Raw genomic sequence first — 26129 nt, 5'->3', positions numbered from 1 at the left:
AACACCGCACCACCTCCCTGAAATCCACGTCATCGCGCGTGTAACCGACCGGAGGAACCGCTGTGGCCGCCAAGCCCAGGTTTCGCAACCCCGAAGACACCCCCGACCCCGAGTCCCCGGACGTGGGAGCCGCCGCCGAGGACCGGAAGCATCCGGTCGACGAAACGCTTCCGCCCGGCAAGATGCTCACCAGCGGCCTCCAGCACGTGGCCGCGATGTACGCGGGCGTGGTGGCCCCGCCCCTGATCGTCGGAGCGGCCGTCGGCCTCTCCGGCACCGAACTCACCTTCCTGACCGGCGCCAGCCTCTTCACCGCGGGCCTCGCCACGTTCCTCCAGACCCTCGGGATCTGGAAGATCGGCGCCCGGCTGCCGTTCGTCAACGGAGTCACCTTCGCCGGTGTCGCGCCGATGCTCGCGATCGTCGCCACCACCGACGACAAGGCCGACGCGCTGCCGGTCATCTTCGGCGCGATCATCGTCGCCGGTCTGCTGGGCTTCATCGCCGCCCCGTTCTTCAGCAAGCTGGTCCGCTTCTTCCCGCCGGTCGTCACCGGCACGGTCATCACCCTGATCGGCGTCTCGCTGCTGCCCGTCGCCTTCGGCTGGGCCCAAGGACCCAATCCGGCGGCCAAGGACTACGGTTCGACGACCTATCTCACCCTCGCGGCCATCACGCTCGTGCTGGTCCTGGTGCTGCGCCGGTTCACGCGCGGCTTCGTCAAGCAGATCGCCGTCCTCATCGGCCTGGTGATCGGCACGCTGATCGCCATACCCTTCGGCGTCACCGACTTCAGCCCCGTCACCGAGGCCGACATCGTCGGCTTCCCCACCCCCTTCCACTTCGGTGCCCCGCAGTTCGCGCTCGCCGCGATCATCTCCATGTGCGTGGTGATGCTCGTGTCGATGACCGAGTCGACCGCCGACATGCTGGCGCTGGGCGAGATCGTCGACCGGCCCGCCGACGAGAAGACCATCGCCGCCGGTCTGCGCGCCGACACCCTCGGCTCGGCGATCAGCCCCTTCTTCAACGGCTTCATGTGCAGCGCCTTCGCGCAGAACATCGGCCTGGTCGCCATGACCCGCATCCGCAGCCGCTTCGTGGTCGCGGCGGGCGGCGGCTTCCTGGTCCTGATGGGCCTGTCCCCGGTCGCCGCCTCGCTCATCTCCGTCGTGCCCCGCCCGGTGCTGGGCGGCGCGGGCGTGGTCCTCTTCGGCTCCGTCGCCGCGAGCGGCATACAGACGCTGGTCAAGGCCGGCCTGGAGAAGGACAACAACGTCCTCATCGTGGCCGTCTCGCTGGCCGTCGGCATCATCCCGATCACGGCGCCGGAGTTCTACCACGCCTTCCCGGAGACCGCGAAGATCATCCTGGACTCCGGTATCTCCACCGGCTGTGTCGCCGCCGTCCTGCTCAACCTGGTCTTCAACCACCTGGGAGGCCGCCGCGACGACGACGAGGTGACGGCCCCGATGGAGCCGGGCGAGGAGATCTCCGAGACCCGCACGGCCAAGACCGCACCGGTGCACTGACCCGTGCACTTAGCCCCCTCCGTGCACTTAGCCCTGCACTTAGCCCTGCACTTAGCCCCATCACCACGTCCCATCACCACGTCCCACCACCGCGCCCGGCCATCACACCCGCTCGGCTCCGCCGTCCCCGCCTCGGCCCCGTAGGGAGACCTCCTTACGGGGCCGAGGCGCGCCATTTCCCGCCCCGCGCCGTCCACCGCCCCGGCCGTTACGCGCCCGGCCAGTCGGGGCGCCACCATGCCCGCCACCTCGCCCGGCAGGGTGACACCGCCCGCCCGGGTGGTGCCCTCCCACGCCTCGGGAGCCCGCCAGGCATCGGCGAGCTCGTCGAGCCGGCGCGGCAGCACGGTGCGCCAGTCGTCGTCGAGGGTCGGCAGGGCGGCCTCGGGACTCGTGTCCGTGGTCGGCCCGAAGTCCTTCCGCGCGGCGTCCCGGAAGGCGAGCGCCAGCCCCGCGAGATGGCCCAGCAGGTGCCGCACGGCGTAGTCGGGACAGGGCGTCGGCGCGTCCAGCCAGTCGTCGTCGACGCCGTCCAGCAGCGCGGCCACCCGCCGGGCCGTGGGTCCGAGATCGACCCCTGTACCGGACCCGCTCACCGGATACGGCGCCGGCATTCGGCCGCCAGCCGCGGATACGCCCGCGCGATGGCCTCGTACACCCGACGCCGCAGCAACCGCTCGGCCTCCGCCCGCCCGGTCGCCCCGAACAGCCCGTCCAGCAGCGTGTCGTACCGCCCCAGCGCGTGGCGCAGATAGTCCACCTGCCACCGCACCAACGCCCCCGCCGGGCCCGGCCCAGGACCACCGCCCCCGCCGTCGCCCGGCCGGTCCCCGGCCGTCAGGCGCCGGTGCCGGACCGCCCGCCGCTCCAGCTCCGGACCGGGCAGCACCGGCACCCGGATCGGCTCCGCCCGGATCGCCGCCAGCACCGCCTCGCGGCGCTTGTGCGCCGCCGCCCGCGCGGCCGCCGAGCCCGGCCCGGCCACCGCCGCACACGCCGCGAACTCCGGCGCCCGCTCCACCGCCTCCACCCGCGCCAGCAGGTACAGCGGCACCGGCGCGACCGACCAGCGGCGCGGATCGCGCCCCTGCACATCCGGCTCACCGAGCAGCTCGCGCACCATCGCGTCCGTCCATCCACGCTGCCGCAGCCCGGCAGCCGTCACATACGTCAGCACCGACCCCATGTCGCCCCCATCCATCGTCACGGAGAGTGATGAACCCAGTGAAGCGCACGCCACTGACAACGGACTCTGATCGCCCATTCGAACCAACACCACGTGAGTACGCCGCTCCCTCCCCCCGGGCGCCCATACGCTCCGGGAGTGACCCGTACCACTGCCCTGAACACCGGACGTGACGACTTCCTCAGCTGGGCGGAGACGGAGCAGGGCGTCACCCTGCCTCTACGCCCGGCCGACGCCGTCCTCACGCTGCTGGCCCTGCGCGGCGCCGACCGGCGCGCGGGCGTGCCCGAGCCGACGCCGCAGCTCCTGCGCCACGTCCTCCACGAGGACCTGCCGGTGCTGCTCCACGCGACCCCGGACGAGCTCGCCGCCGTACCCCGCGTGCTCACCGCCCTCGCCGACCGGGTCCGTGCCGCGCAACGCCTGAACGCCAAGCGCCACGCCCGCCTCCTCGACGCCGTACAGGAGGCCGTACCGGAGTACGAGCGGGCCATGAACGACCCCCTCAACCTGACCTGGCCCCGCTGGTACGCGTCCCTCCTCCAGGCCGACGGCACCGACCCGGACGACCCCGAAGCCGTACGGGCCTGGCTCGCCGCGTACGCGCGCACCCCACGCGCCGAGCGGCGGCAGCTTCCCCCGGAGGTGCCGCGCGCCGACGTGGCCGCCCGCACCTTCGCCGCCCATGCGCTGCTCACCGAGGCGCTCCTGGACGCGTCCGCCCGCGACACCGGGGGCGCCTCGCCCGCGGGCCGCCTGCTGCCCGGGCCCCTCCTCGACGCCGCGGGCCCCGACGAACTCGAGCGCCTCGCGGCCGAGCTCAGCGACCGCTGGACCGCCGCAGGGCTCGGCGAGGCGCTCGCCGGTCCGTACGCCGACCTCGCGCCCGGCCCCGAGGCCCTGCCGCACATCGCCCTCGCGGACCGCCTGCTCGACGAACACCTCGACTACTACGGCGAATCGGGACTCCCGCTGCCGCCGCCGCCCGCGTTCCCCGCACCCGACGAGGTACGGGGCCTGCTGCACGCGGCCCCGCTCCCGGCCGCCCTCGCCGCGGGCGCCGACGACGACCTGAGCGAACTCGCCGAGCGCTGCGGCTTCCCCGAACCGGCCACCGCCGTCTGGAACGAGGGAACCCCGCAGGAGCTCACCGAACTCGCCGCCGACATCCTGGCCGCCACGGTGGAGCGCATCGCCGCCGATGCGGAGGGGGAGGGAGAGGGGGAGACCGAGGACGAGTACGCCCTCGACGCGGCGCACGTCCTGTACTCCCTCTACGAACGCGGCGGCACCCCGGAGTCCGTCGCCCGCAAGGCCTCCGACGTCGCCGGCGGGCCACCGCTCCCGCCGGAGCTGGAGGACGCCCCGGCCGAGGTCCCCGACACGGCGCCGGCGGCCTATGAGACCCCCTCGCCGGAGGAGCTGTCCGCCCTGCTCCACCGCCCCGGCCTCACCGAGGCCGACCGCGCCGGACTCGACGGCCACGCCCGCTCCCTGGCCGCCGTCGTGGACCGGCTGGCCGAGACCGGCTGTGTCTTCCGCACCGGCGACGCCTACGGCCTCACCCCGCTCGGCGACGCCGTCATGCGCCACCTGCTGACCGTGGCCCATGTCGCCGCCCCCGACCGGGACACCGTCCTGACCTGGACGGCGGACCGGGTCGCCACCGCCGTCGAGTACTGGCCGCCGGCCATCGCCGCCGCGACCCTCACCGCCTGGACGAACGGCCGGGGCGGCACCGACGACGCCTGGAGCGAGCTCCTCGCCGCCGTCTCCGCGTCCGCCCACCCCAGCTCCACCCTCTTCGCGCACCTCGCGCTCGCCGGCATCCCCGACGCCCCGCTCCGCGCCGCGCTGACCGACCCGGCCGTGGGGGCCTACGCCCACCGCCTCCTCCGCGCCCGCGGCGAGGAGGCCCCGCAGGACCCGGTCCCGCTCACCGCCCGCGCGCTGCTCCTCCTGGACGACCTGCACACGCGCTGGACGGAGGACATGCGCGCCCTCATCGAGGCGGCCGCCGCCGACGAGGAGGCCCACGAGCCGAAGCCGGAACCCGAGCCCGCCCCGACGGCCCTGCTCGACGCCTTCGACGCGGCCGCCGCGGCCTGGCCCGGCGGCGCGGCGGCCCTCGTCGACGCCCTCGCCGCCGCCCACCCCTCCGCCCTCGTCCTCCTCGACGACCTGCGCGCCCGCCACCCGGACAGCCGCGTCGCGTCCCTGGCCGCCCGCGCGGTGAAGGACGCCCGCCGACGGTCGGCTACCGCGGGAAACCCGTGAGCGTGACGGTGTAGTCGTCGTGACCGGGCCGGTACGCCATGCAGTAGCGCGTCGGGTACCGGCCCGGGATCCGCCAGGAGCGCGGCTGGGGGACCGGGGCGCAGGCACGGTGACCGGGGGCCGTGCGAAGACCCTCCAGGAAGGCTTTCGTGAGCATCGGCTCCATGAAGATGATCTCGCCCGCGTAGGCGCCGTAGATGAAGGTGTGCCCGGACAGGGAGCCGGCGTCCGGCGGGCGGCTGTCCAGGTGTTCGCCCATGGCGCCCTCGGACGTCTCCGGGCTGGAGGGCGGGTAGCCGGGCGGGAGGTGCTCGGCGGGGACGGGCGCGGCGGCCGTGGGGAGCTGGGCGCAGTCGATGAGCAGGGCGCAGCGGCCGAGGCGGATCCGGTCGCGGACCTCGCGCGGGACGAGGTAGAAGTGCACGTCGAAGTGGGGGACGTCGTAGCGGCCGTGGGGCTGGTGACCCTCGGGGTTCCAGTTGAACAGGACCCACCGGAAGGGCGATCCCGGCCGGCCGCCGGGCGGCAGCGCCAGCTCCAGGCCGTGGCCGCCGACGCACTCCTGCGACGGGTGGACGCGCCCGTCGCCGTCCGCGTCCAGGCAGTGCTCGCCGTCGGTCGGCGCGGTGGGCAGGCCGGTCAGGGCGGAGGCGGTGAGGACGACACCCACGGAGCGCGGCCGGCCCCCTGCGGAGTCGGTGAACACCCGGATCCGGCCGTCGCCGAGCCGCGCCACCGGGCCGTACCGGGTGCCGGCCCCTTCCACCACCGCGGCCCCGGGTACGGGCTGCCGCGCCGGGATCGTCATCGCCGCCGCCGGGAGCAGCGCGAGCAGCAGGGCCGCCGACGTCAGTCGGGGCCCGAGGGCGCGGAGGGCGCGGCGGGAGGGGCCAGAGCCGGGGGAGTGGACGGAGCCGACGGAGCGGCGGGGGTGGACGAAGCGCATGCGGAAGCCGTTCGTGCCGGGACGCTCCAGGAGGAGCGTGCGTTGAGCCCCGCCGCGTCCACGCCGGTGACCTTGCGCGTGCAGGACCTGATGTCCGCCAGCTTGTGATCCGGCAGGACCTCGCGAATGTCGGAGAAGCCGTCCGGGGCAAGCATCTCCACCTGATGGAGCAGCGGGTCCGGCTCCAGCCGCCGGTGCGCGGCCAGCAGCGTGGTGGTCTCCGGGCGGCGCATGGCGTCGTACCGCGCCAGCGCCTCGTCCACGTCGTGGTGGGCGAGCAGGTACGCCAGGACGCGCGCGTCGACGATGGCCTGGGACGCTCCGTTGGAGCCGGTCGGGTACAGCGGGTGGGCCGCGTCGCCCAGCAGGACGACCCGGCCGTCGACCCAGCTCGGCAGCGGGTCCCGGTCGATCATCGGGTACCGCAGCACGCGCGGCGCCGCCGCGATCGTGGCGTGGAGGTCCAGGAAGGGGACGCGCCAGCCGGCCAGGTGCGGCAGGACGACGCCGGGGGGCACGGCCGCGTCCCAGTCGGCGGGCGGCACCGTGGCGGGGCCGCCGCCGTGGCGGGTCTCCACGACCCAGTTGAGCGTGGACCGGCCGGACGCGTCCGGCGGCGAGACCGGGTAGACGACGGCCTTCACGCGGGAGTTGCAGCCCACGATGACCATCGTCCGCCCGTCCAGGAACGGCGGCGCGTGGCTCAGACCGCGCCACATGCACACGCCGTTCCAGATCGGCGGCCCCTCGTGCGGGTACATCGCCGCCCGGACGGCCGAGTTGATGCCGTCCGCGCCGATGAGCAGGTCGCAGGTGTACGGGGCCGGGCCCCCGGCCGCGTACGCCCGCACCCGCCGCCGCGTCCGGTCGGCCGGGTCCTGCTCGTACCCGGTCAGGCGCCTGCCCGTGACCACGGCGTGCGGACCGAGCCGCCGCCGCACCTCCCGCAGCAGCACCTCCTGGAGCCGGGCCCGGTGCACCGAGTACTGCGGCCAGTGGTAGCCGGCGGCCCGGCCGCGCGGCTCCGACCAGATCAGGCCGCCGTAGCGGTGGTGGTACTCCAGCCGGGCCGTGGCCACCGCCCGTGCCGCGAGGTCCTCGCCCAGGCCGAGCTCGGTGAGCTCCCGTACGGCGGCGGGCTGGAGGTTGATGCCCGCGCCGACGGCCCGCAGGCGCGGGCACGACTCCACGACCACGACGTCGTCCAGACCCGCCGCATGGAGGCTGAGTGCGGTCGTCAGCCCGCCGATTCCGGCACCCGCGATCAGAATCCGGGGAGAATTCTTTCCGCTGTGTGGCGTCATGTATGGCGTCATTTTCAACAGCCTCCCAGGACGTCCCCCATCAAAAATGCGGGTGGATCCGAAAAGGCACAAACGCAGGCCGGGTCAACTCGGCGTCCGCGCCCGTCGCCCGGGGGTCGTTCACTCGATCGGCCTACACCCGTGTGCCGCCTAACGTGTGACGTGCTTTTAATTGAGCGTCGGCAACAGAAAGGCTGCGACATGAATCACGTGGCATTCGACGCGTGCGACATCCAGCGCCTCCAGCATGCTGTTGACTACGCACACCATGCGTCCAGGAGTACCGTGGAGACCCTTCTCCCGCCCTGGATGCCCGGCGCGCTGAAACAGGAAATCAAGAACCAGTGCATTGTGTCGCACTGTGCGACACTGTTGTTCCCCGCCTCCCAAGAATCGGCCGTCGAGTACTTCAGAGAAAATGGCTGGCGGGCGGCGGCGGTAATTCCGAGTGTTCTGGTGAAGCGCCGGCTCGTCGAGCGCCACGGGCTGCCGGAAGACGCGCGAATACTCGTCACGCGCCTGAGTGTGACCACCAATCCGGGGCCGCAGGTGGAGATATTCCTCTTTCCGCGGTCCAGCCCGGGATACCGCCCGGAGGTCGCCGAGGAGGAGCGCGCCCACGGCTTCGAGAACCACGTGGGCCTCTTCCTGGAGCAGCCCCAGCCCGCCGCGCTCGCCGCCCTGGCGGACCGGCTGGAGGGTGCGGGCTCGATGGTCTACGAGGGCTCCGCGCACAACCCCCACGAGAACACCACCATGCTGTACTTCGCGCCCAGCGCCCGCGTGGCGCGCGTGCGCCGCCGCTTCCCCCGGTGGGAGCTGCAGTGCGCCGGCGATCTGACCGCGGTCGCCGAGGGCCGCCCCGTTCGGGCCGACGCGGTCGAGCGGGCCTACGCCGCGCTGCGCGAGAACTCCGCGACGACCATCTTCACGGCCCCGCTGGCATCACCTCCGGCCGCGTCGACCCCGTCGGCCTCGTCGACCCCGACGGCCGCGCAGGGCTCGTCGGCCGTGTCGGCGCCCGTCGCCTCGACCCGCGCCTGAGAATCCGAGAGCCCCCGGGGTCTTGTCGCCCGGCCGCACCTGTGCCATATAGGTCTGGACCAATACTCCGGACCTGGAGGCCCGACCGTGCGACGCCCCTCCTCCCTCGCCGCCACCCCGGTCCGCGTGGCCGCCCTCCTGCTGGGCGCGAGCGTGAGCGTGAGCGCGTGCACCGCCGCCGCGCCCGACCGGGACAAGGACACCGGGCGCCCCTCGGCGCCCACCGGGGTGACGGCACAGGCGGGGAGCGCCACCTCCGTCCATGTGATGTGGCAGCCGGCCTCCGACGACACCGCGGTCACCGGATACGACGTGTACGAGCGGGGCCGCAAGGTCAGGAGCCTGCCGGCCGCCAGGACCATGGTGGACGTCGACCACCTCGCACCCTCGACCGCGTACAGCTTCACCGTCCGCGCCCGCGACGCCGTCGGGAACGTCTCCGCACCGAGTGCCCCCGTCCCGGTGACCACCCCCGCGCCCACGCCCGACGACCGCACCGCGCCCTCCCGCCCCTCGGGCCTGCGCGGCACCGCCGACGGCAGCCGCGCGGCGACCCTGACCTGGCGACCCGCCTCGGACGACCGGGCGGTCACGGCGTACGACGTCTACCAGGAGGACTCCCGTATCCACAGCGTCGCCGGCACCGCCACCACGGCCCGCCTCACCGGCCTGCGCCCCGGGACGGTCTACACCTTCACCGTCCGCGCCCGCGACGCCGCCGAGAACTCCTCGCCCGACAGCGACGCCGTCGACCTCACCACCGCCCCCGCGCCCGGCGCGCGCCCCGTCACCGCCCCCACGGACCTTGCGGCCACCGCGCTCAAGGGTGGCGAGATCCGGCTCACCTGGACCCCGCCGCGCACCGACGGGGGCGCTCCGGTCAAGGAGCACCAGCTGTACCTCAACGGCAGGTTCGCCACCACGATCGTCTGGGGCGCGCAGCCGCCGCCCGGCACGGCGACGTACACCTTCACCGTCACCGACCGGCCCGGCACCCGCTACAGCGTCAAGCTCCGCGCCAAGCTGCCGGACGGCACCTGGGGCGACTTCTCCGCCCAGCGCACGGTGGTCGTGGCCTGACCGGCCGGGCCGCCCGGTCGGTCAGACCGTCCCCGACAGCAGGGCGCTCGCCACCGTCTCCGCGACCGTACGGGCGAACTCCGGCGCCTTGTCGCGGTCTCCCATCAGCATCAGCAGCCAGACGAAGACCGGCCCGACCAGCAAGGCCTGCACGGTGGCCGGGTCGGGCAGCCCGGTCAGCTCACCGCGCGCCACGGCCCGCTGGAGCACCTCCGTCACGAGGAGCCGCTCGCGGGTGAGGAAGGTCTCCGAGAACCGGACCGCGAGGGCGGAGTCGCCGTAGATGTCCGCGAGCAGCCCGGCGAGCACGTCCATCGGCGCCGAGCCGAGCTGTGCGGCGATGGTCCCGCAGAGCGCGGCCAGGTCCCCGCGCAGGGAGCCGGTGTCCGGCGGCGCCTGCTCCCGCATGTCGTGCACCACCGCCGAGAAGATCATCTCCTGCTTGGTCGCGTACCGCCGGTAGATCGCGGCCTTGCCCACCCCGGCCCGCTCCGCCACCGCGCCGACGGTGAGGCCGGCGTACCCGCGCTCCACCAGCAGCTCGCGGGTGGCGCGGACGATCGCGTGATCCACCTGGCTGTTCCTGGGGCGCCCGACTCCTTGTTTGGGTTCGACCATGGTCCTACTATACGGAACCGGTAGTATCGAAACTCCTGGTTCCGTAATGTAAGTGGGGGGTTGGAATGATCAAGTGGGCCGGCCGCGTCTTCGTGTTCCTGGGAGTCGTGCACATGCTCGCCACGCTGGTGCTGACGTTCCCGCGCTATGCCGGCGCGTGGTTCACGGGGCAGCTGTGGCCGATGTGGGAAAACCCCGTCGATACGGCCCCGGCCATGGGCGCCTTCTGGCTGACCACGGGGAGCTTCGCCGTCCCGCTCCTCGTGGTCGGCCTGCTGGTGCTCTGGCTGGACCGCCGGGGCATCGTGCCGCCGCCGTTCGTCGCGTGGACGCTGGGGGTCTGGTCCGTGTTCGGCGCCGTGATGGTCGAGCCCGCGCCCTGGGTGCTCGTCTGGGTCGCCGTCGGGCTGCTGGTCGCCGGAGCCCGGCGCGCCGGGCGGGCCGCGGTCGCCCCGGCCGCCTGAGCCGGTCCCGGACACGGCTCCGCCCCCGGCGCTGTGCGGCACCGGGGGCGGAGTGACCGGGTGGCGGCGTCAGCCGACCAGCTGCTCGTACGCGGGCAGCGTGAGGAAGTCCGCGTAGTCCGAGTCCAGCGAGACCTTCAGGAGCAGGTCGTGCGCCTCCTGCCACCGGCCGGCCGCGAAGGCCTCTTCGCCGATCTCCTCGCGGATCGCGGCGAGCTCCTCGGCGGCGACCCTGCGGACCAGCTCGGCGGTGGCCTCCTCGCCGTTCTCGAAGACGACACCGGCGTTGATCCACTGCCAGATCTGCGAGCGCGAGATCTCGGCGGTCGCCGCGTCCTCCATCAGGTTGAAGATGGCCACCGCGCCGAGGCCGCGCAGCCATGCCTCGATGTAGCGGATGCCGACCTGGACGGCGTTGCGCAGGCCCTCGTACGTCGGCTTCGCGTCGAGCGAGTCGATGGCGATGAGGTCACCGGGCGCCACGGAGACGTCCTCGCGGAGGCGGTCCTTCTGGTTGGGCTTGTCGCCCAGCACGGCGTCGAAGGAGGCCATCGCGATCGGGACCAGGTCGGGGTGGGCGACCCAGGAGCCGTCGAAGCCGTCGTTCGCCTCGCGGTCCTTGTCCGCCTTGACCTTCTCGAAGGCGACCTTGTTGACCTCGGGGTCCTTGCGGGACGGGATGAACGCCGCCATGCCGCCGATCGCGTGCGCGCCCCGCTTGTGGCAGGTACGCACCAGCAGTTCGGTGTACGCGCGCATGAACGGCGCCGTCATCGTCACCGCGTTGCGGTCCGGCAGGACGAACTTGGCCCCGCCGTCACGGAAGTTCTTGACGATGGAGAACAGGTAGTCCCAGCGGCCCGCGTTGAGGCCCGCGGCGTGGTCGCGGAGCTCGTAGAGGATCTCCTCCATCTCGTACGCCGCCGTGATCGTCTCGATCAGGACGGTCGCGCGGACGGTGCCCTGCGGGATGCCGACGTAGTCCTGCGCGAAGACGAAGATGTCGTTCCAGAGGCGGGCCTCCAGGTGCGACTCCGTCTTCGGGAGGTAGAAGTACGGCCCCTTGCCCAGGTCGATCAGGCGCTGGGCGTTGTGGAAGAAGTACAGGCCGAAGTCGACCAGCGCGCCGGGGACCGGGCGTCCGTCGAAGCGCAGGTGGCGCTCCTCCAGGTGCCAGCCACGCGGGCGCATGACGACCGTCGCGAGCTGGTCGGCCGGCTTGAGGGCGTACGACTTGCCGGTGCGGGGGTCGGTGAAGTCGATGCGCCGCTCGTAGGCGTCGATCAGGTTGAGCTGGCCGAGGATGACGTTCTCCCACGTGGGGGCGGAGGCGTCCTCGAAGTCGGCGAGCCAGACCTTGGCGCCCGAGTTGAGGGCGTTGATGGTCATCTTGCGGTCGGTCGGACCGGTGATCTCGACGCGGCGGTCGTTCAGCGCGGCCGGGGCCGGCGCGACCTTCCAGCTGTCGTCCTCACGGAGCTGTGCGGTCTCCGGGAGGAAGTCGAGCGTGCTGGTGCGGGCGATCTCGGCGCGGCGCTCCGCGCGGCGGGCGAGGAGCTCGTCACGCCGGGGCGTGAACCGCCGGTGCAGCTCGGCCACGAAGGCCAGGGCCGCGTCGGTCAGGACCTCGTCCTGCCGGGGCAGGGGCTCGGCTTCGACGATGGCCAGCGGAGACGGCGCTGGTGCGGACATGAGCTGTCACTTCCTTCAGCGGGGGCTTTGGCGCGGCGCCATGCCGCGGCCGCCGGGCGTACGCGCGCGGCACTGAGTGCCGTGGGAGCCGAGATACGGTCACGGGCGCCTTCTGACGGTCGGGTGCTTCTGAACAGTGGATACTAGTTTCCTCATAGTGGAAGTTCAATGGTCTGTTGATGTCGAGATTCTCTGGGTCGACACAACGTGGCTCTGGGTGCCACCTCGTACACACGGCGTTCACTCCAGCCGCGCGAGATCCGCCGCGGTGTCGATGTCGTAGGCCTCCGCGACGTCCCCGCACTCCACGAGAGCGATCGCCGCCTCGTGCTCCCGCAGATAGGCGCGTGCCCCCCGGTCGCCCTCCGCACTCGCCCTCACCTCCGCCCACCGGTCCGCCCCGAACAGCACCGGATGACCGCGCTTCCCGTCGTACGCCGCCGCCACCAGCGCGTTCCGCGCGCCGGACGTGCCGTATGCGCCCATCACCCGGGCCACCGCCTCCGCCCCGATCCCCGGCTGGTCCACCAGCGACACCACGACCGCGTCCGCGCCCGAACCGGCCAGCGACTCCAGCCCCGCGCGCAGCGACGAGCCCATGCCCCGCTCCCACTCCGGGTTGTCCACCAGGACGCACCCGGGCAGCGACGCCCGCTCCCGTACGGCGTCGGCGGCGGCCCCCAGCACCACGTGCACCACCGCGCAGCCGCCCTCGCGCAGCACCCGCACCGCGTGCTCCACCAGGGGGCGGCCCCGGTGCTCCAGCAGCGCCTTGGGCCGGCCGCCGAGCCTGCGGCCGCCGCCCGCGGCGAGCAGCAGTCCGGCGACGACGGGTTCGCGTGGTGCTCGTCGTGTCGTCTCTTCCCTGGTCTCTTCCATGGGGAGTGCATACCTCATGGCGCGGTCCCGCCCCGGCTTGGATAGGGTGCGGCTTTCGGCATTGGCGTGGGTGCGGTGCCAAGTCCTGGTCAGGAGACATGGGTTGATGAGTGGTGCTCCGCGTGGGGGAAGCGGCGGAACGGTCTTCCAGCCGCTCGAGGAGGACGATCCGCGGTCCGTGGCCGGCTACCGGCTGTCCGCCCGGCTCGGCGCCGGCGGCATGGGTGCCGTGTACCTGTCGTACACCCCGGGCGGTCGCCCGGTCGCCATCAAGGTGATCCGGCCCGACTTCGCCGAGGACGCGGAATTCCGCCGCCGCTTCGCGCAGGAGGTGCGGGCGGCGCAACGCGTCCAGGGGCTGTACACCGCGCCCGTCATCGACGCCGACACCGACGCGCGCCGCCCCTGGCTCGCCACGGCGTACGTGCCCGGGCCGTCCCTCGCCGACGCCGTACGGGCCCACGGGCCGCTGCCCGTCGACACCGTCCTGCTGCTGGTCGCCGGGATCGCCGAAGCCCTCCAGGTCATCCACGGCGCGGGCATCGTCCACCGCGACCTCAAGCCCGCCAACGTCCTCCTCGCCGCGGACGGCCCGCGCGTCATCGACTTCGGCATCGCGCGCGCCGCCGACGCCACCTCGCTCACCGGCAGCGGCGTCACCATCGGCACCCCGTCCTTCATGGCGCCGGAACAGGCGGCCGGCCGCGAGGTCACCCCCGCCACCGACGTCTTCGCGCTCGGCCAGGTCGCGGCGTACGCGGCGACCGGCAGCCCGGCCTTCGGCGAGGGCACCTCGCACGGGGTGCTGTACCGGATCGTCCACGAGGAGCCGGACCTCACCGGAGTGCCCGACCGGCTGCGGGAGTTGGTGACCCGCTGCCTGGACAAGGACCCGGCCGCCCGGCCGTCCGTCGCCGAGCTGCTCGCCCTGTGCCAGGGGGCCAGCGACCAGACCGCCCTGCGCCGCCCCGAGGAGTGGCTGCCCGGCGCGGTCGCCGCGGACATCACCACCCGCACCGCTGCCCCCGCCCCGGTGGCGGCCACGACGCCGCCGCCCCCGGCGACGCCACCGACCGTCGTACCGCCGACGGCCCCGGCCGCCCCAGCCGCTCCGGCCGCCGCACCGCACGCCCCGACGGCTCCGGCGGCGCACGCCGCGCCTCCGCAGGGCTTCGGGCCGCCCGTACCGCTGCCGCCACAGCCACAGCCGCAGCACGCGCACGCGCCGATGTCGGCGCCCGCGCCCACAGTGGCGCCCGCGCCCGCCCGTAAGGGGTCGTCCTCGCGTACCGTCCTCGTCGCCGCCGTGGCCGCGGTGCTCGCCTTCGCCGTCGCGGGCGGCGTCACCGCCTTCTTCCTGCTCAAGGGCGACGACGGCACGAAGCGTACGCAGGCGAGCGAACAGCCGGCCGCCGAGGGCGGCGACGACACCCGGGCGGGCGACGGCGCCGCGGCCGGGCACGAGACCCCGGCGGCGGCCGACCCCGCCGAGCCGTCCGGCGCCGCCACGCCGCCCAAGGCCCCCGAGCCGGTGACGTACAAGGCGATCGACCTGCCGAGCGGGTACGAGGTGTCCCTCGCCGACGACCCCGTGAAGCCCAAGAACGGCAGCACCGGCTACGACCTCAGCTACAGCCTCGGCCTCTCCGCCAACGACGGCGGCCGCCTCGTCCTCCTCCGCAACGGCCAGGACCCGTCGCTGGCGACGTGCACGTCCGAGACGCGGTTCGCCACCTACATCTCCCAGGACATGCTGACCAAGGGCTCCCGCCTCTGCCTCCAGACGAGCGCCGGGGACGTGGCCCTCGTCACGGTCCAGGGCTTCCCGCCCGAGTCCGACCCCAGCGACTACATCACCCTGGACCTGACGGTCTGGCGGGGGGCGCTGGACGTCGAACAGGCGAGCTGAGGGACCTCCCCCCGTGTGGCGCGCGGCGGTGCCCGGACCGTTAATCTGTCCGCGACCGTCCGGTATCCGACCACCACCGCGACGGGTTGCGCGACCGCACAGGGGTGTGCGTGTGAGGGGGAAGAGAGCAGTGTTGCGAAGCATGGGGCAGAAGGGTGCGACCGGCGGCACCGGCACCGGCGAGGGCGCGGAGGACCCGCGGGTCACGGAGCTGCGCTCCGCCGTCGCCCGCCTGCGGCGCGAACTGGCCGCGTATCCGGCAGAGTTCCTGGACCGCGGGATCGCCGAGGAGGAACTGGCCGCGCTCGCCGCGATGGCCCGCGACGGCGCCCCCGAGGTCCCGCGCCTGCGCCGCTCACTGCTCCTGATCGCGGGCGCCGTCGGCTCGGTGAGCGCCCTCGGCGCCGCCCTCACCGGCGTACGCAACGCCGTGGAGCTCTTCGGCGGACCGGCGGGACCGGCGGGGCTGACGGGGGAGTGACGTAGAACCCGGTCTCATCCCGTCGGGCGCCGGTCGTTCCAAGGCCCGCCCGACCGCCCGGATCAGCCCTGCGGCGCGGGCCCCGGTGGCAGGTGGACGGTCATGATCAGATGGCAGGTCCCGTCGCCCGAGCCGCGGTAGGTGTGGGGGGCGTCGCCGTCGAAGGCGGCGGTCTGGCCGGCCTCCATGGGATGCTCGGCGCCGTCCACGACCAGGATCATCCGCCCCGACGTCACGCTGACCGTCTCGACGACTCCCGCCTGGTGGGGGTGGCTGGGGTACTCCTCGCCCGGTTCGAGCCGCCAGCGCCATACCTCCACCGGGGCGGCGCCCGACGTCGTCAGCATGAGCCGGGCCTCGCTGCCCCGCTCTCCGGCCCACAGCGGCCTCACGGCATCGGCGGACACCACGCGGACGCGGCCTTCGGCCGGCCCCTCCATCAGGGCGGACACCGAGACGCCGAGGGTGTCGGCCAGCCGGACCAGGGTGGCGAAATTCGGATTCCCCTGGGCCTTCTCCAGACCGACCAGAGCCCCCTTGCTGACCTTCGCGCGCCGGCCGAGCTCGTCCAGGGACAGGCCCGCGCGGGTGCGGGCCGTCCTGACGTTGTGCGCCAGCGTGCGGAGGGCCGCCTCTGTCTCGGTCATCCGATCACCATCCCCATCCTCGCCCGTCGGTCACTTCAATGCACCGCCCGGTCGTTTTGTTGACAAAGGCCGGTCGGTTCGATGTACGGTCTAGTCGTTCCACTGAAAGAGTAAGGGATGGACGTACCGTGATCGCTCTGCTGCTGGCCCTGGGCAGCTCCCTCGCCTACGGATGCGCCGACTTCCTCGGCGGCCTCGGCGCCCGCAGGGCCCACGTCCTGCGCACCGTGATGATCGCGGCCCCCGCCTCGCTCGCGGTCGAGCTGCTGCTGTGGCCCGTGCTCGGCGCCTCGTTCGGCTCCGGCGCGCTCGCCTGGGGCGCCGCGTCCGGCGTCGCCTCGGCCGCCGCCTTCGCGCTGCTCTACCGGACGCTGGCGATCGGCCCGATGAACGTCCTCTCGCCCATCACCGCGCTGGTCTCCGCCGTGCTCCCTGTCGGCGTGGGCCTGCTGCAGGGCGAGCACCTCGGCCTCGCCGGCCTGCTCGGCCTGCCGCTGGCGCTGGTCGCCGTGGTCCTGGTCAGCGCCGGGCACGGCGCCGGGTCGGCCCGCCCGTCCCGTACGGCACTGCTGCTCGCATTCGGCGCCGGTGCCGCCATCGCGCTCCAACTGATCTTCCTGCACCAGGCACCGTCCGACAGCGGCATCGCCCCGCTGATCATCGGCCGGGCGGTCTCCTCGGCCGTCACCCTGGCCGCGGCCGCGCTGCTGTTCCGCAGGCTGGGGACGGAGAGGCCCGCGTACGCGATGTCGGCCGCCGCCGGTGTGCTGGACTCGGTGGCGAACCTGCTCTTCCTCCTCGCCGCCCGCAGCGGGGACCTCGCCGTCGTCGCCGTCATCACCGCCCTCTACCCGGCCGGGACCGTCCTGCTCGCCCGCGCCGTCCTCGACGAACGCATCCACCGCGGCCAGCTCGTCGGCCTGGGCGCCGCCGCCGTCGCCGTCAGCCTCCTCGCCTTCACCTGACCGGATCACCTGACCGGCTGCCCTCACCGCACCGCACCGCGACCGCCCTCACCTGACCGCCCGAAAGGAGCCTCGCATGCTCATCCACCCCTGGGACGCGAGCCTGGACGAAGCCGAATGGCAGACCTGGATCGCCGACGGCCACGACTTCGGCGTCCTCGGCGTCAACGGCCCGCCCGGCCGGCCACCGGCCGCCGTCCCCACGCACTTCGCGAGCGAGCCCGGCCACCTCCTGGTCCACCTCGCCCGCCCCAACCCCGTCTGGGAGGCGATCGAGCGCGACCCGAACGTCCTGTTCACCGCCTTCGGCGACTACGCGTTCATCCCCGGCCCGTGGCGTGCCGCACCGGACACCCCGCCCACCGACGGCGTCCCCACCAGCTACTACACCGCCGTCCAGTTCACTTGCCGCGCCACGATCGTCGACGAGCCGGAGGCCAAGGCCGAACTGCTGCGACGCCAGATGGCCCACTTCCAGCCCGACGGCGACCACGGCACCATCGCCGTCGGCCGGCCCCCGTACGGCCGGATGCTGCCCGGCATCCGCGGCCTGCGCCTGGCGGTGACCGACGTACGGGCCAAGTTCAAGTACGACGACCACAAGCCCGTCGAGCACCGCACCGCCGTCGCCGACCACCTCACCGAACGGGCCCAGGGCCTCGACGTGTCCGCCGCCGCCCAACAGCGCCGCCGCCGCGACCGCGTCGGCCCCTGGAAGCCCTGACCCACCCACCTCCCCCCGTATGTACGAAGGAACGGCAGCCCCTCCCATGACGACCTTCCGCATCGACCCCGCCGTCGCGGACGCCTTCGCCGACACCCGCATCGCCCTGGTCACCGCCACCGGTCTGCGCGGCCGGGAGCCCTGGCCCGGCACCGTCGCGGCCCTGGAGGCGCTGGAACAGCGGCTCGCCGACGGCGCCTGGCGCCCGGCCGACGAGGCCGACCCACGGATCGAGGCATGGCACACCGCCTACCGCTCCTTCGGCACCAACCCCCGCCGCGTCCGCCCCAGCGTCGACGCCCTCGGCCGCCGCCTGGCCAAGAAGGGCTCCCTGCCGCGGATCAACCCGGCCGTCGACTCCTACAACGCCGTCTCCGTCCGCCACGGCCTGCCCGCCGGGGCCTTCGACCTCGACCACGTCCACGGCGACGTCGTCATCCGCCACGCGGACGGCACCGAGGAGTTCACCCCGCTCGGTGAGCCCGACACCGTCGAGCAGCCCAGGCCCGGCGAGATCGTCTGCGCCGACACCACCGGCGTCCTGACCCGCCACTGGAACCACCGCGACGCCCACCGCACCCGCGTCACCGAGGACTCCTCGCACGTCGTCTTCGTCATCGAAACCCTCCACGCCACCCGCGACGGCCACCTCCTGGAGGCGGCGACCGAGGAACTGCGCGGCCTGCTCACCCCGCACACCGCACGGATCCGGGTGCACCACCTCACTCCGGGACGGCCCCAGGCCGCAGTCTGAGCCCCACCGTCCGAGCGCCTCAGCGGCGGATCAGCCGCCGGTCCCTCGCCGCCGCCACCGCCGCCGTGCGCGAGTCCACGCCCAGCTTCGCGAAGACGTGCACCAGGTGCGACTTCACCGTCGCCTGGCTCAGGAAGAGCCGCCTGCTGATCTGCTGGTTGGACAGGCCCTCGCCCACCAGCTGCAGCACCTCCAGCTCGCGCCTGGTCAGCGCCTGCGCCGGGGTGCGCATCCGGTCCATCAGCCGGTGCGCGACGGCCGGCGCCAGCGCCGACTGCCCGGCCGCCGCCGTGCGCACCGCCGCCGACAGCTCCTCCGGGGGCGCGTCCTTGAGGAGGTAGCCGCTCGCGCCCGCCTCGACGGCCGCGAGGATGTCGGCGTCCGTGTCGTACGTCGTCAGCACGAGCACCCGGGGCGCGCCGGCGCGGGCGGTGATGGCCGCCGTCGCCTCCGCGCCGTCCATCCCGGGCCCGAAGCGCAGGTCCATCAGGACCACGTCCGCGTCCGGTGCCAGCTCCACGGCGCGCTCGGCCGTCGCCGCCTCGGCGACCACCGTGAAGTCGGGCTCCGTGTCGAGGACGGCACGCAGACCGGCCCGTACGACGGGATGGTCGTCCGCGAGCAGCAGGCGGATCGTCATGCGGCCGCCTCCCGGGGCAGGGGCACCGGGAGCGGGAGGGCCACGGCGACGGCCGTGCCCTGGCCCGGCGCGGACTCCACGGTGAAGGACCCGCCGAGCGACTCCGCCCGCGAGCGCATCGCCGGGAGCCCGAAACCGCCGCTCGGAGAGGGGGCGCAGGCGCCCGGGTCGAAGCCCTTGCCGTCGTCGACCACGTCCAGCGTGACCGAGGCGTCCATGAAGGTCAGCGTGATCTCGGCGCGCTCGGCACCCGCGTGCCGCACCGTGTTGGCCAGCGCCGACTGGGCGATCCGCAGCAGCGCCACCTCGTACGGCGTGGGCAGCGGCTGCGGCGTACCGCTCACGGAGAACCGCACCCGCGGCCCCGGCTCCGGTCCCGCCCCCGGCTCGCACAGCCGCTCCAGGGCCGCCGCCAGCGAGCCGCGTTCCAGGTCCGCCGGCGCCAGCGCCCGGACGAACCGCCGCGCCTCCGCCAGGTTGTCCTGCGCGGCGTGGCGCGCCCGCTCGATGTGCGCGGCGGCCGGGGAGCCGCCCGGCAGGGCGCGCTCGGCGGCCCGCAGCAGCAGCTGGATGGAGGAGAGGCCCTGCGCGAGCGTGTCGTGGATCTCGCGTGCCAGCCGCTCCCGTTCCGCGAGCGTGCCCGCGTGCCGCTCGGCGGCCGCCAGCTCGGCCCGGGTCGCGATCAGCTCCTCGATGAGCCGCCTGCGCCGCTCGCTCTCGCGGTACAGCGTCTGGTAGCCCAGCACCGTCGCCACCGCGACCGCCGCCCCCAGCAGCGGCCCGATGAACGCCCCCGGGTTCAGCGGCGCGCCGTGGTGGACGTACGACAGGATCGCCGCGCCCGCGGTGGCGGCCACGGCCGGCAGGGACCAGCGCACCGGCAGCAGGTGCAGGTGCAGGAAGTAGAGGGGGAACGCCGCCCACAGCCCGTCGGGGGTGAGACCCAGCAGCACCAGCCAGGCCGCACTCAGCACGCCCAGCCACAGCGCGGCGGCCGGCGCCGAGGTGCGTACGGGGGGCAGGAGCGAGCCCGCCGCGTACACCGCGCCCATCACCGCGGCCGCGGCCACTACGGCCGGGTCGCCGGAGGACCGCAGCGCGGCGAGGGCCAGCAGCCCCGCCAGCAGCAGATGGAGACAGAGGCGCAGCACGCGCAGGACGGGGGTGAGGGAACGCGGATCCATGACCCGTCCAGGGTAGGTGTCGACGCCCCCGTCGCCCTCAACCGAAAGTTTGACGCGGGGGCCGTCCGACGCGCGATGCGGTGACCGGCGGAGCGTCGGCAGGCTGGGCGTCATGTTCGTGGCATGGAGAGATCTGCGGTTCGCCAAGGGGCGGTTCGCGCTGATGGGCACGGTGATCGTGTTGATCACGCTGCTCGTGGGGCTGTTGTCGGGCCTGACGGCCGGACTCGCGCGGGAGAACGTCTCGGCGATCACCGGGCTGCCCGCCGACCGGCTCGCCTTCGCGGCCCCGCCCCCCGGCCGGTCGGTGTCCTTCGCCGAGTCGGCCGTCCCGGAGAGCGCCTGGCGCGCCTGGTCCCGGCAGCCCGGCGTCACCGCCGCCGAACCGGTGGGCATCAGCACCCTGAACGCCACCGCCGCGGGCGGCCGCACGGCGGCCGTCTCCGCCTTCGGTACGGCCCCGGGCGCCGGGATCGCCCCCGAGAGCGCGAAGCTCGGGCCCGGGAAGGCGGTCCTGTCGCGGCCGGCCGCCGACGAGCTCGGCGGGGCCGGGCCCGGTGACCGCGTACGGCTGGGATCCCGGGACCTGGCCGTGGTGGCGGTCGCGGGCGACGCCTCGTACAGCCATACGCCGGTGGTGTGGACGTCCCTGGGCGACTGGCACGCCATGGGGCAGGGGCGTACGGGGGCGACGGTCATCGCCCTGCGGGGCGCGGGGATTGACGCGGCGGCGGGGGACCGGGCCGCCGGTACGCGGACGCTCGGCGTCGACGAGGCGCTCACCGCCATCGGCTCCTACCAGGCGGAGAACGGCTCGCTCCAGCTGATGCGCGGCTTCCTCTTCGCGATCTCGGCGCTCGTCATCGGCGCCTTCTTCACGGTGTGGACGATCCAGCGCGGCGCCGACGTGGCCGTGCTGAAGGCGCTCGGCGCCTCCACGCCGTACCTGCTGAGGGACGCCCTCGGGCAGGCGGCGCTGATGCTGGCCGGCGGGACGCTGCTCGGGACCGCGCTCGCGGCCGGCGCCGGCGCGCTGGTGAGCGGGGGCGACGTGCCCTTCGTCCTGGAACCGGTGACCGTCCTGGGCCCGGCCGCCGTGATGATCGTCCTGGGAATGCTCGGAGCCGCCCTGTCCATCCGGCGGATCACCGCCGTCGACCCGCTGACCGCGCTGGGGAGCGCCCGATGACCACGATGAGCCTTGTCCTCGACGATGTGACCCTGACCTATCCGGACGGCGACGGCCGGGTCACCGCGCTCGACTCCGTCTCGCTCGCCGTACCGCCGGGCACCCTCACGGCGGTCGTCGGCCCCTCCGGCTCCGGCAAGTCCAGCCTGCTCGCGGTGGCCGCGACGCTGGTGACGCCCGACCGGGGGCGCGTGGTCGTCGCCGGGACCGACACCGGCGTCCTCGACCGGGCGGGCAGGGCGGCCCTGCGGCGTGAGCACATCGGGATCGTGTTCCAGCAGCCGAACCTGCTGCCGTCGCTCACGGCCGCCGAGCAGCTGGTCGTGATGGCCCACCTGTCGGGCCGGCGCAACCGCGCGGCCGCCCGGGCGCGGGCCCTGGAGCTGCTGGACGCGGTGGGCCTCGCGGACCAGGCCGGGCGGCGGCCGCACCAGCTCTCCGGCGGGCAGCGCCAGCGCGTGAACATCGCGCGGGCGCTGATGAACGACCCGGCCGTGCTGCTGGTCGACGAGCCGACCAGCGCGCTGGACCACGAGCGGGGCGCGGCGGTCCTGGACCTGCTGGTCACGCTGACCCGGGCGCGCTCCACGGCCACCGTGCTGGTGACGCACGACCGCGCTCACCTCGACCGCGCGGACCGCACGGTGACGGTCCGGGACGGCCGGCTGTCCGAGCGGCGGCCGGTACGGCTCTGAGGCTCACCCTGCCGGTAGGGCTCTGAGGCTCACCCTGCCGGTAGGGCTCCGAGGCTCAGCCCTGCCAGTGCGGCTCTGAGGCTCAGCCCTGCCAGTGCGGCTCTGAGGCTCAGCCCTGGCCGTTGGCGGCGGCGGTGTTCGCCAGGGCCGTCGACAGGTCCTGCGCGACCTCCTGCAGGATCGGGACGATCTTCTCCGTCGCCGCCTCCGTCACCCGGCCCGCGGGCCCGGAGATGGAGATCGCGGCGGCGGTGGGGGAGTCGGGCACCGAGACCGCGATGCAGCGCACCCCGATCTCCTGCTCGCTGTCGTCGACCGCGAACCCCGCCTCCCGCACCTGTACCAGGGCGTCGAGGAAGCCCTCCGGCGTGGTGATGGTCTTCTCCGTCGCGGCCGGCATCCCGGTACGGGCGAGCAGCGCGCGGACCTCCTCCGGCGGGGTGTGCGCCAGGAGCGCCTTGCCCACGCCGGTGGAGTGCGGCAGCACGCGCCGGCCGACCTCGGTGAACATGCGCATCGAGTGCTTGGAGGGCACCTGCGCCACGTACACGATCTCGTCGCCGTCGAGCAGCGCCATGTTCGCGGTCTCGCCGGTCTCCTCGACGAGGCGGGCGAGGTACGGGCGGGCCCATGTGCCGAGCAGCCGGGCCGCGGACTCGCCGAGGCGGATGAGGCGGGGGCCGAGGGCGTACCGCCGGTTGGGCTGCTGGCGCACGTAGCCGCAGGCGACCAGCGTGCGCATCAGGCGGTGGATGGTGGGCAGCGGCAGCCCGCTGCTGGAGGAGAGCTCGCTCAGACCGACCTCGCCCCCGGCGTCGGCCATCCGCTCCAGAAGGTCGAAGGCACGCTCGAGGGACTGCACGCCGCCGGTCGCGGAGGCGGGCTTGGCGGCGTCGGTGGTGCTGGCGCTGGACGTCGGCACGGCACGGTCCTTTCGGGGCGGATGGGCAAGTCAGCAGCCTACCGGGCCGTCCGGCCGGGCACATCGCCCGCAGTGGGACGTCTTTGCCGGTCAGGGGCCGTTTGTCCGGGTGCTCGCCGGGATCGGTGGCTGCTCGCCGGACCTCCCTCTGTGGGTAGCTACGTTCCCTTGAATGAAATTATCTTTCCACTTCATGGAAACATCCAAGCCGCCTCCGCGCCACCGCGGCGGGCCCTCGGGGGCCTCTTGACGGCACCGGATCGGAGGGGAAGACTCCCTCACAAGCTTCAACAGTTCGTTGAAGTTGAGATGTGTGCCGTGTGCCTTGCCTGTGCCTGTGCCTTGCCTGTGCCGTGGGCTTGTCGGCGTTGGACGATGTGAATGGAGAACGACGGGAACGTGGACGTGAACCTGGTACTGCGCTCGACGCGCGTCATCACCCCCGAGGGGACGCGCGCCGCCTCGGTCGCCGTCGCCGACGGCAAGATCGCGGCGGTGCTGCCGTACGACGCCGAGGTGCCCGCCGGCGCCCGCCTGGAGGACGTCGGCGACGACGTCGTCCTCCCCGGCCTCGTCGACACCCACGTCCACGTGAACGACCCGGGCCGGACCGAGTGGGAGGGCTTCTGGACCGCCACCCGCGCGGCCGCGGCCGGCGGCATCACCACCCTCATCGACATGCCGCTCAACTCCCTCCCGCCCACCACGACCGTCGACAACCTGCGCACCAAGCAGGAGGTGGCCCGCCCGAAGGCCCACATCGACGTCGGCTTCTGGGGCGGCGCCCTGCCCGACAACGTCAAGGACCTGCGGCCCCTGCACGACGCCGGCGTCTTCGGCTTCAAGTGCTTCCTGTCGCCCTCCGGCGTGGACGAGTTCCCGCAGCTCGACCAGGAGCAGCTGACCGCCTCGCTCGCCGAGATCGCCGGCTTCGGCGGCCTGATGATCGTGCACGCCGAGGACCCGCACCACCTGGACGCGGCCCCGCAGAAGAACTCCCCGAAGTACGCCGACTTCCTCGCCTCCCGGCCGCGCGACGCCGAGAACACCGCCATCGAGAACCTGATCAACCAGGCCCGGCGGCTGAACGCGCGCGTCCACGTCCTGCACCTCTCCTCCAGCGACGCGCTGCCAATGATCGCCGCCGCCCGCCGCGAGGGCGTCCAGATCACCGTCGAGACCTGCCCGCACTTCCTCACCCTCACGGCCGAGGAGATCCCGGACGGGGCGACGGAGTTCAAGTGCTGCCCGCCCATCCGCGAGGCGAGCAACCAGGACGCCCTGTGGGAAGGCCTCGCGGACGGGACGATCGACTGCATCGTCTCCGACCACTCGCCCTCCACCGCCGACCTCAAGACCCCCGACTTCGCCACCGCGTGGGGCGGCATCTCCTCCCTCCAGCTGGGCCTGCCCGCCATCTGGACCGAGGCCCGCCGCCGCGGCCGCACCCTCGAGGACGTCGTCCGCTGGATGTCCACCGCCCCGGCGCAGCTCGCGGGCCTCGGCCAGAAGGGCGCCATCGAAGCGGGCCGGGACGCCGACTTCGCCGTCCTCGCGCCCGACGAGACCTTCACCGTCGACCCCGCCGAGCTGCAGCACCGCAACCGGGTCACGGCGTACGCGGGCAAGACCCTGCACGGCGTCGTGAAGTCCACCTGGCTGCGCGGTGAGCGCATCGCCGACAACGGCACCCTGGCCGAGCCGAGTGGCCGGCTCCTCGAAAGGACCAAGTGACACCCGTGACCGCCATACCCAGCTTCACCGGCGACGCGAACCCCTACGGCGGCGGCGACCCGTACGCCGACTACCGCACCGCCGACTTCGCCTTCACCAGCCTGGTCGACCTGGCCGACCGCCGCCTCGGCGCGGGCGTCATCGCCGCCAACGACGAGTTCTTCGCCGAGCGCGAGAACATGCTCAAGCCCGAGCCCGCCGAGTTCGACCCCGAGCACTTCGGCCACAAGGGCAAGATCATGGACGGCTGGGAGACGCGCCGCCGCCGCGGCGTCTCCGCCGACGAGCCGCACCCGACCGCCGAGGACCACGACTGGGCGCTGGTACGCCTCGGCGCGCCCGGCGTCGTACGCGGCATCGTCGTCGACACCGCCCACTTCCGCGGCAACTACCCGCAGGCCGTCTCCATCGAGGCGACCTCGGTGGCCGGTTCCCCGTCGCCCGAGGCCCTCCTCGCCCCCGACGTGAAGTGGACGACGCTCGTCCCGCGCACCGCCATCGGCGGCCACGCGGCCAACGGCTTCGCCGTCGACGTCGAGCAGCGCTTCACGCACCTGCGCGTCAACCAGCACCCCGACGGCGGCATCGCCCGCCTGCGCGTCTACGGCGAGGTCGCCCCGGACCCGGCGTGGCTCGGCGTGCTCGGCACCTTCGACGTCGTCGCGCTGGAGAACGGCGGCCGCGTCGAGGACGCCTCCGACCGCTTCTACTCGCCGGCCACCAACACCATCCAGCCGGGCCGCTCCCGCAAGATGGACGACGGCTGGGAGACGCGCCGCCGCCGCGACAAGGGCAACGACTGGATCCGCTACCAGCTGGTCGAGCAGTCCGCGATCCGCGCGGTCGAGATCGACACCGCGTACCTCAAGGGCAACAGCGCGGGCTGGGCGGCCCTGTCCGTACGCGACGGCGAGAGCGGCGAGTGGACCGAGTTCGTCTCGCGCACCCGCCTCCAGCCGGACACCAACCACCGGTTCGTCCTGCCGGAGCCGGTCGTGGGCACCCACGTCCGCATCGACATCTACCCCGACGGCGGCATCTCCCGCCTGCGGCTGTTCGGCTCGCTGACGGACGAGGGCGCGAAGCGCCTGACCGCCCGCCACGAGGAGCTCAGCTGACCGTATGACCCGGGCAGTACGACACCTGCCCGTACGCGAGCGGCGCACCGGCCCGACAGCACCGGTGCGCCCTCGCGCCTTTTCCGCGCCCGCGGCTCCGGCACGCCCGGACCCGGTGCCCACACGCCCTGCTCGCGGCTTCCGC

The 26129-nt window shown here is 73.8% G+C and carries 24 protein-coding genes and 1 pseudogene; 14 read left to right on the top strand and 11 right to left on the bottom strand.

Going from position 1 to position 26129, the window contains the following annotated elements:
* Positions 1–182: 182 nt before the first annotated feature.
* The gene (locus AB0A69_RS07275; protein ID WP_361416861.1) at positions 183–1532 is read left to right on the top strand and encodes a nucleobase:cation symporter-2 family protein; all 1350 of its coding nucleotides are present in this window, start codon (positions 183–185) and stop codon (positions 1530–1532) included.
* Positions 1533–1762: 230 nt separating this feature from the next.
* Here AB0A69_RS07275 and AB0A69_RS07270 read toward each other — a convergent pair.
* Together AB0A69_RS07270 and AB0A69_RS07265 are read right to left on the bottom strand one after the other, a co-directional pair.
* A pseudogene (locus AB0A69_RS07270) lies at positions 1763–2146 on the bottom strand (TIGR03086 family metal-binding protein); the annotation flags it as partial.
* Positions 2125–2718 carry a hypothetical protein gene (locus tag AB0A69_RS07265; RefSeq protein ID WP_361416257.1) on the bottom strand — a complete coding sequence of 198 codons (594 nt, stop codon included), beginning with the start codon at positions 2716–2718 and terminating at the stop codon, positions 2125–2127. The gene AB0A69_RS07265 and the pseudogene AB0A69_RS07270, both read right to left, overlap by 22 nt.
* A 138-nt stretch (positions 2719–2856) precedes the next feature.
* On the opposite strand from AB0A69_RS07265, the gene AB0A69_RS07260 reads away from it, so the two are divergent.
* On the top strand, positions 2857–4995 hold the full coding sequence (locus tag AB0A69_RS07260; protein ID WP_361416255.1) for a hypothetical protein: 2139 nt from the start codon (positions 2857–2859) through the stop codon (positions 4993–4995).
* On the opposite strand, the gene AB0A69_RS07255 is transcribed toward AB0A69_RS07260, so the two are convergent.
* A complete protein-coding gene (locus AB0A69_RS07255; RefSeq protein ID WP_361416253.1) occupies positions 4976–5941 on the bottom strand; it encodes a hypothetical protein in 966 nt (321 codons plus the stop codon). The genes AB0A69_RS07260 and AB0A69_RS07255 overlap by 20 nt on opposite strands.
* Entirely contained in the window at positions 5845–7245 is a 1401-nt protein-coding gene (locus tag AB0A69_RS07250; RefSeq protein ID WP_361416251.1) for a flavin-dependent oxidoreductase, read from the bottom strand. Before AB0A69_RS07250 ends, AB0A69_RS07255 begins: the two co-directional genes overlap by 97 nt.
* A 525-nt stretch (positions 7246–7770) precedes the next feature.
* On the opposite strand from AB0A69_RS07250, the gene AB0A69_RS07245 reads away from it, so the two are divergent.
* Entirely contained in the window at positions 7771–8289 is a 519-nt protein-coding gene (locus AB0A69_RS07245; protein ID WP_361416249.1) for a hypothetical protein, read from the top strand.
* A gap of 87 nt (positions 8290–8376) precedes the next feature.
* On the top strand, positions 8377–9369 hold the full coding sequence (locus AB0A69_RS07240) for a fibronectin type III domain-containing protein (RefSeq protein WP_361416247.1): 993 nt from the start codon (positions 8377–8379) through the stop codon (positions 9367–9369).
* A 21-nt stretch (positions 9370–9390) separates the two neighbouring features.
* On the opposite strand, the gene AB0A69_RS07235 is transcribed toward AB0A69_RS07240, so the two are convergent.
* The gene (locus AB0A69_RS07235; protein WP_361416245.1) at positions 9391–9987 is read right to left on the bottom strand and encodes a TetR/AcrR family transcriptional regulator; all 597 of its coding nucleotides are present in this window, start codon (positions 9985–9987) and stop codon (positions 9391–9393) included.
* 65 nt (positions 9988–10052) lie between these two features.
* Here AB0A69_RS07235 and AB0A69_RS07230 point away from each other — a divergent pair, with 65 nt between their 5' ends.
* The gene (locus tag AB0A69_RS07230; protein ID WP_361416243.1) at positions 10053–10451 is read left to right on the top strand and encodes a DUF6463 family protein; all 399 of its coding nucleotides are present in this window, start codon (positions 10053–10055) and stop codon (positions 10449–10451) included.
* Positions 10452–10520: 69 nt separating this feature from the next.
* Here AB0A69_RS07230 and aceB read toward each other — a convergent pair whose 3' ends face one another.
* Positions 10521–12143, bottom strand: a complete 1623-nt coding sequence (gene aceB, locus AB0A69_RS07225) for a malate synthase A (protein WP_361416241.1) — start codon at positions 12141–12143, stop codon at positions 10521–10523.
* Between the two features lie 240 nt (positions 12144–12383).
* Complete coding sequence (locus AB0A69_RS07220) at positions 12384–13022, bottom strand: nucleotidyltransferase family protein (protein WP_361416240.1); 639 nt, start codon at positions 13020–13022, stop codon at positions 12384–12386.
* A 106-nt stretch (positions 13023–13128) separates the two neighbouring features.
* Between AB0A69_RS07220 and AB0A69_RS07215 the strand changes: the two genes are divergently transcribed.
* Together AB0A69_RS07215 and AB0A69_RS07210 are read left to right on the top strand one after the other, a co-directional pair.
* Positions 13129–14931, top strand: a complete 1803-nt coding sequence (locus AB0A69_RS07215) for a serine/threonine-protein kinase (protein ID WP_361416238.1) — start codon at positions 13129–13131, stop codon at positions 14929–14931.
* 142 nt (positions 14932–15073) lie between these two features.
* Positions 15074–15412 (top strand): DUF5955 family protein, encoded by a 339-nt coding sequence (locus tag AB0A69_RS07210; RefSeq protein WP_361416236.1) that lies wholly within the window; start codon positions 15074–15076, stop codon positions 15410–15412.
* Positions 15413–15474: 62 nt separating this feature from the next.
* Here the strand turns inward: AB0A69_RS07210 and AB0A69_RS07205 are convergent, their stop codons facing one another.
* Positions 15475–16059 (bottom strand): XRE family transcriptional regulator, encoded by a 585-nt coding sequence (locus AB0A69_RS07205; RefSeq protein ID WP_361416234.1) that lies wholly within the window; start codon positions 16057–16059, stop codon positions 15475–15477.
* A gap of 128 nt (positions 16060–16187) precedes the next feature.
* On the opposite strand from AB0A69_RS07205, the gene AB0A69_RS07200 reads away from it, so the two are divergent.
* The 3 genes from AB0A69_RS07200 (at position 16188) to AB0A69_RS07190 (ending at position 18502) form a co-directional block, all read left to right on the top strand.
* On the top strand, positions 16188–17024 hold the full coding sequence (locus AB0A69_RS07200; RefSeq protein WP_361416232.1) for an EamA family transporter: 837 nt from the start codon (positions 16188–16190) through the stop codon (positions 17022–17024).
* Between the two features lie 76 nt (positions 17025–17100).
* Positions 17101–17748 carry an FMN-binding negative transcriptional regulator gene (locus AB0A69_RS07195; protein WP_361416230.1) on the top strand — a complete coding sequence of 216 codons (648 nt, stop codon included), beginning with the start codon at positions 17101–17103 and terminating at the stop codon, positions 17746–17748.
* 46 nt (positions 17749–17794) lie between these two features.
* On the top strand, positions 17795–18502 hold the full coding sequence (locus AB0A69_RS07190) for a phenylalanine--tRNA ligase beta subunit-related protein (protein WP_361416228.1): 708 nt from the start codon (positions 17795–17797) through the stop codon (positions 18500–18502).
* 19 nt (positions 18503–18521) lie between these two features.
* Here AB0A69_RS07190 and AB0A69_RS07185 read toward each other — a convergent pair whose 3' ends face one another.
* Positions 18522–19142 (bottom strand): response regulator transcription factor, encoded by a 621-nt coding sequence (locus AB0A69_RS07185; RefSeq protein ID WP_361416226.1) that lies wholly within the window; start codon positions 19140–19142, stop codon positions 18522–18524.
* On the bottom strand, positions 19139–20326 hold the full coding sequence (locus tag AB0A69_RS07180) for a sensor histidine kinase (RefSeq protein ID WP_361416224.1): 1188 nt from the start codon (positions 20324–20326) through the stop codon (positions 19139–19141). Before AB0A69_RS07180 ends, AB0A69_RS07185 begins: the two co-directional genes overlap by 4 nt.
* Positions 20327–20438: 112 nt before the next feature.
* On the opposite strand from AB0A69_RS07180, the gene AB0A69_RS07175 reads away from it, so the two are divergent.
* Complete coding sequence (locus tag AB0A69_RS07175; RefSeq protein WP_361416222.1) at positions 20439–21515, top strand: ABC transporter permease; 1077 nt, start codon at positions 20439–20441, stop codon at positions 21513–21515.
* A 5-nt stretch (positions 21516–21520) separates the two neighbouring features.
* The gene (locus AB0A69_RS07170) at positions 21521–22210 is read left to right on the top strand and encodes an ABC transporter ATP-binding protein (RefSeq protein ID WP_361416858.1); all 690 of its coding nucleotides are present in this window, start codon (positions 21521–21523) and stop codon (positions 22208–22210) included.
* A 109-nt stretch (positions 22211–22319) separates the two neighbouring features.
* On the opposite strand, the gene AB0A69_RS07165 is transcribed toward AB0A69_RS07170, so the two are convergent.
* Positions 22320–23132, bottom strand: coding sequence for an IclR family transcriptional regulator (locus AB0A69_RS07165; RefSeq protein ID WP_361416220.1), 813 nt, complete (start codon positions 23130–23132; stop codon positions 22320–22322).
* A 381-nt stretch (positions 23133–23513) separates the two neighbouring features.
* Here AB0A69_RS07165 and allB point away from each other — a divergent pair, with 381 nt between their 5' ends.
* Positions 23514–24866 carry an allantoinase AllB gene (gene allB, locus AB0A69_RS07160; protein WP_361416218.1) on the top strand — a complete coding sequence of 451 codons (1353 nt, stop codon included), beginning with the start codon at positions 23514–23516 and terminating at the stop codon, positions 24864–24866.
* 5 nt (positions 24867–24871) lie between these two features.
* Complete coding sequence (alc, locus tag AB0A69_RS07155) at positions 24872–25984, top strand: allantoicase (protein WP_361416216.1); 1113 nt, start codon at positions 24872–24874, stop codon at positions 25982–25984.
* The last annotated feature ends 145 nt before the right edge of the window (positions 25985–26129 follow it).

This window comes from Streptomyces sp. NPDC045431, assembly GCF_040646655.1.
Classification (GTDB): Bacteria; Actinomycetota; Actinomycetes; order Streptomycetales; family Streptomycetaceae; genus Streptomyces.
Note: the sequence above shows the minus strand (reverse complement) of the source record. Positions and strands in the feature narration are given on the sequence as shown.

Coding starts and splice junctions, on each gene's coding strand:
- AB0A69_RS07275 (WP_361416861.1), top strand. CDS start 183: ATGCTCACCAGCGGCCTCCAGCACGTGGCCGCGATGTACGCGGGCGTG.
- AB0A69_RS07265 (WP_361416257.1), bottom strand. CDS start 2,718: ATGGGGTCGGTGCTGACGTATGTGACGGCTGCCGGGCTGCGGCAGCGT.
- AB0A69_RS07255 (WP_361416253.1), bottom strand. CDS start 5,941: ATGCGCTTCGTCCACCCCCGCCGCTCCGTCGGCTCCGTCCACTCCCCC.
- AB0A69_RS07250 (WP_361416251.1), bottom strand. CDS start 7,245: ATGACGCCACACAGCGGAAAGAATTCTCCCCGGATTCTGATCGCGGGT.
- AB0A69_RS07235 (WP_361416245.1), bottom strand. CDS start 9,987: ATGGTCGAACCCAAACAAGGAGTCGGGCGCCCCAGGAACAGCCAGGTG.
- AB0A69_RS07230 (WP_361416243.1), top strand. CDS start 10,053: ATGATCAAGTGGGCCGGCCGCGTCTTCGTGTTCCTGGGAGTCGTGCAC.
- aceB (WP_361416241.1), bottom strand. CDS start 12,143: ATGTCCGCACCAGCGCCGTCTCCGCTGGCCATCGTCGAAGCCGAGCCC.
- AB0A69_RS07220 (WP_361416240.1), bottom strand. CDS start 13,022: ATGGAAGAGACCAGGGAAGAGACGACACGACGAGCACCACGCGAACCC.
- AB0A69_RS07215 (WP_361416238.1), top strand. CDS start 13,129: ATGAGTGGTGCTCCGCGTGGGGGAAGCGGCGGAACGGTCTTCCAGCCG.
- AB0A69_RS07210 (WP_361416236.1), top strand. CDS start 15,074: ATGGGGCAGAAGGGTGCGACCGGCGGCACCGGCACCGGCGAGGGCGCG.
- AB0A69_RS07205 (WP_361416234.1), bottom strand. CDS start 16,059: ATGACCGAGACAGAGGCGGCCCTCCGCACGCTGGCGCACAACGTCAGG.
- AB0A69_RS07195 (WP_361416230.1), top strand. CDS start 17,101: ATGCTCATCCACCCCTGGGACGCGAGCCTGGACGAAGCCGAATGGCAG.
- AB0A69_RS07190 (WP_361416228.1), top strand. CDS start 17,795: ATGACGACCTTCCGCATCGACCCCGCCGTCGCGGACGCCTTCGCCGAC.
- AB0A69_RS07185 (WP_361416226.1), bottom strand. CDS start 19,142: ATGACGATCCGCCTGCTGCTCGCGGACGACCATCCCGTCGTACGGGCC.
- AB0A69_RS07180 (WP_361416224.1), bottom strand. CDS start 20,326: ATGGATCCGCGTTCCCTCACCCCCGTCCTGCGCGTGCTGCGCCTCTGT.
- AB0A69_RS07175 (WP_361416222.1), top strand. CDS start 20,439: ATGTTCGTGGCATGGAGAGATCTGCGGTTCGCCAAGGGGCGGTTCGCG.
- AB0A69_RS07170 (WP_361416858.1), top strand. CDS start 21,521: ATGAGCCTTGTCCTCGACGATGTGACCCTGACCTATCCGGACGGCGAC.
- allB (WP_361416218.1), top strand. CDS start 23,514: ATGGAGAACGACGGGAACGTGGACGTGAACCTGGTACTGCGCTCGACG.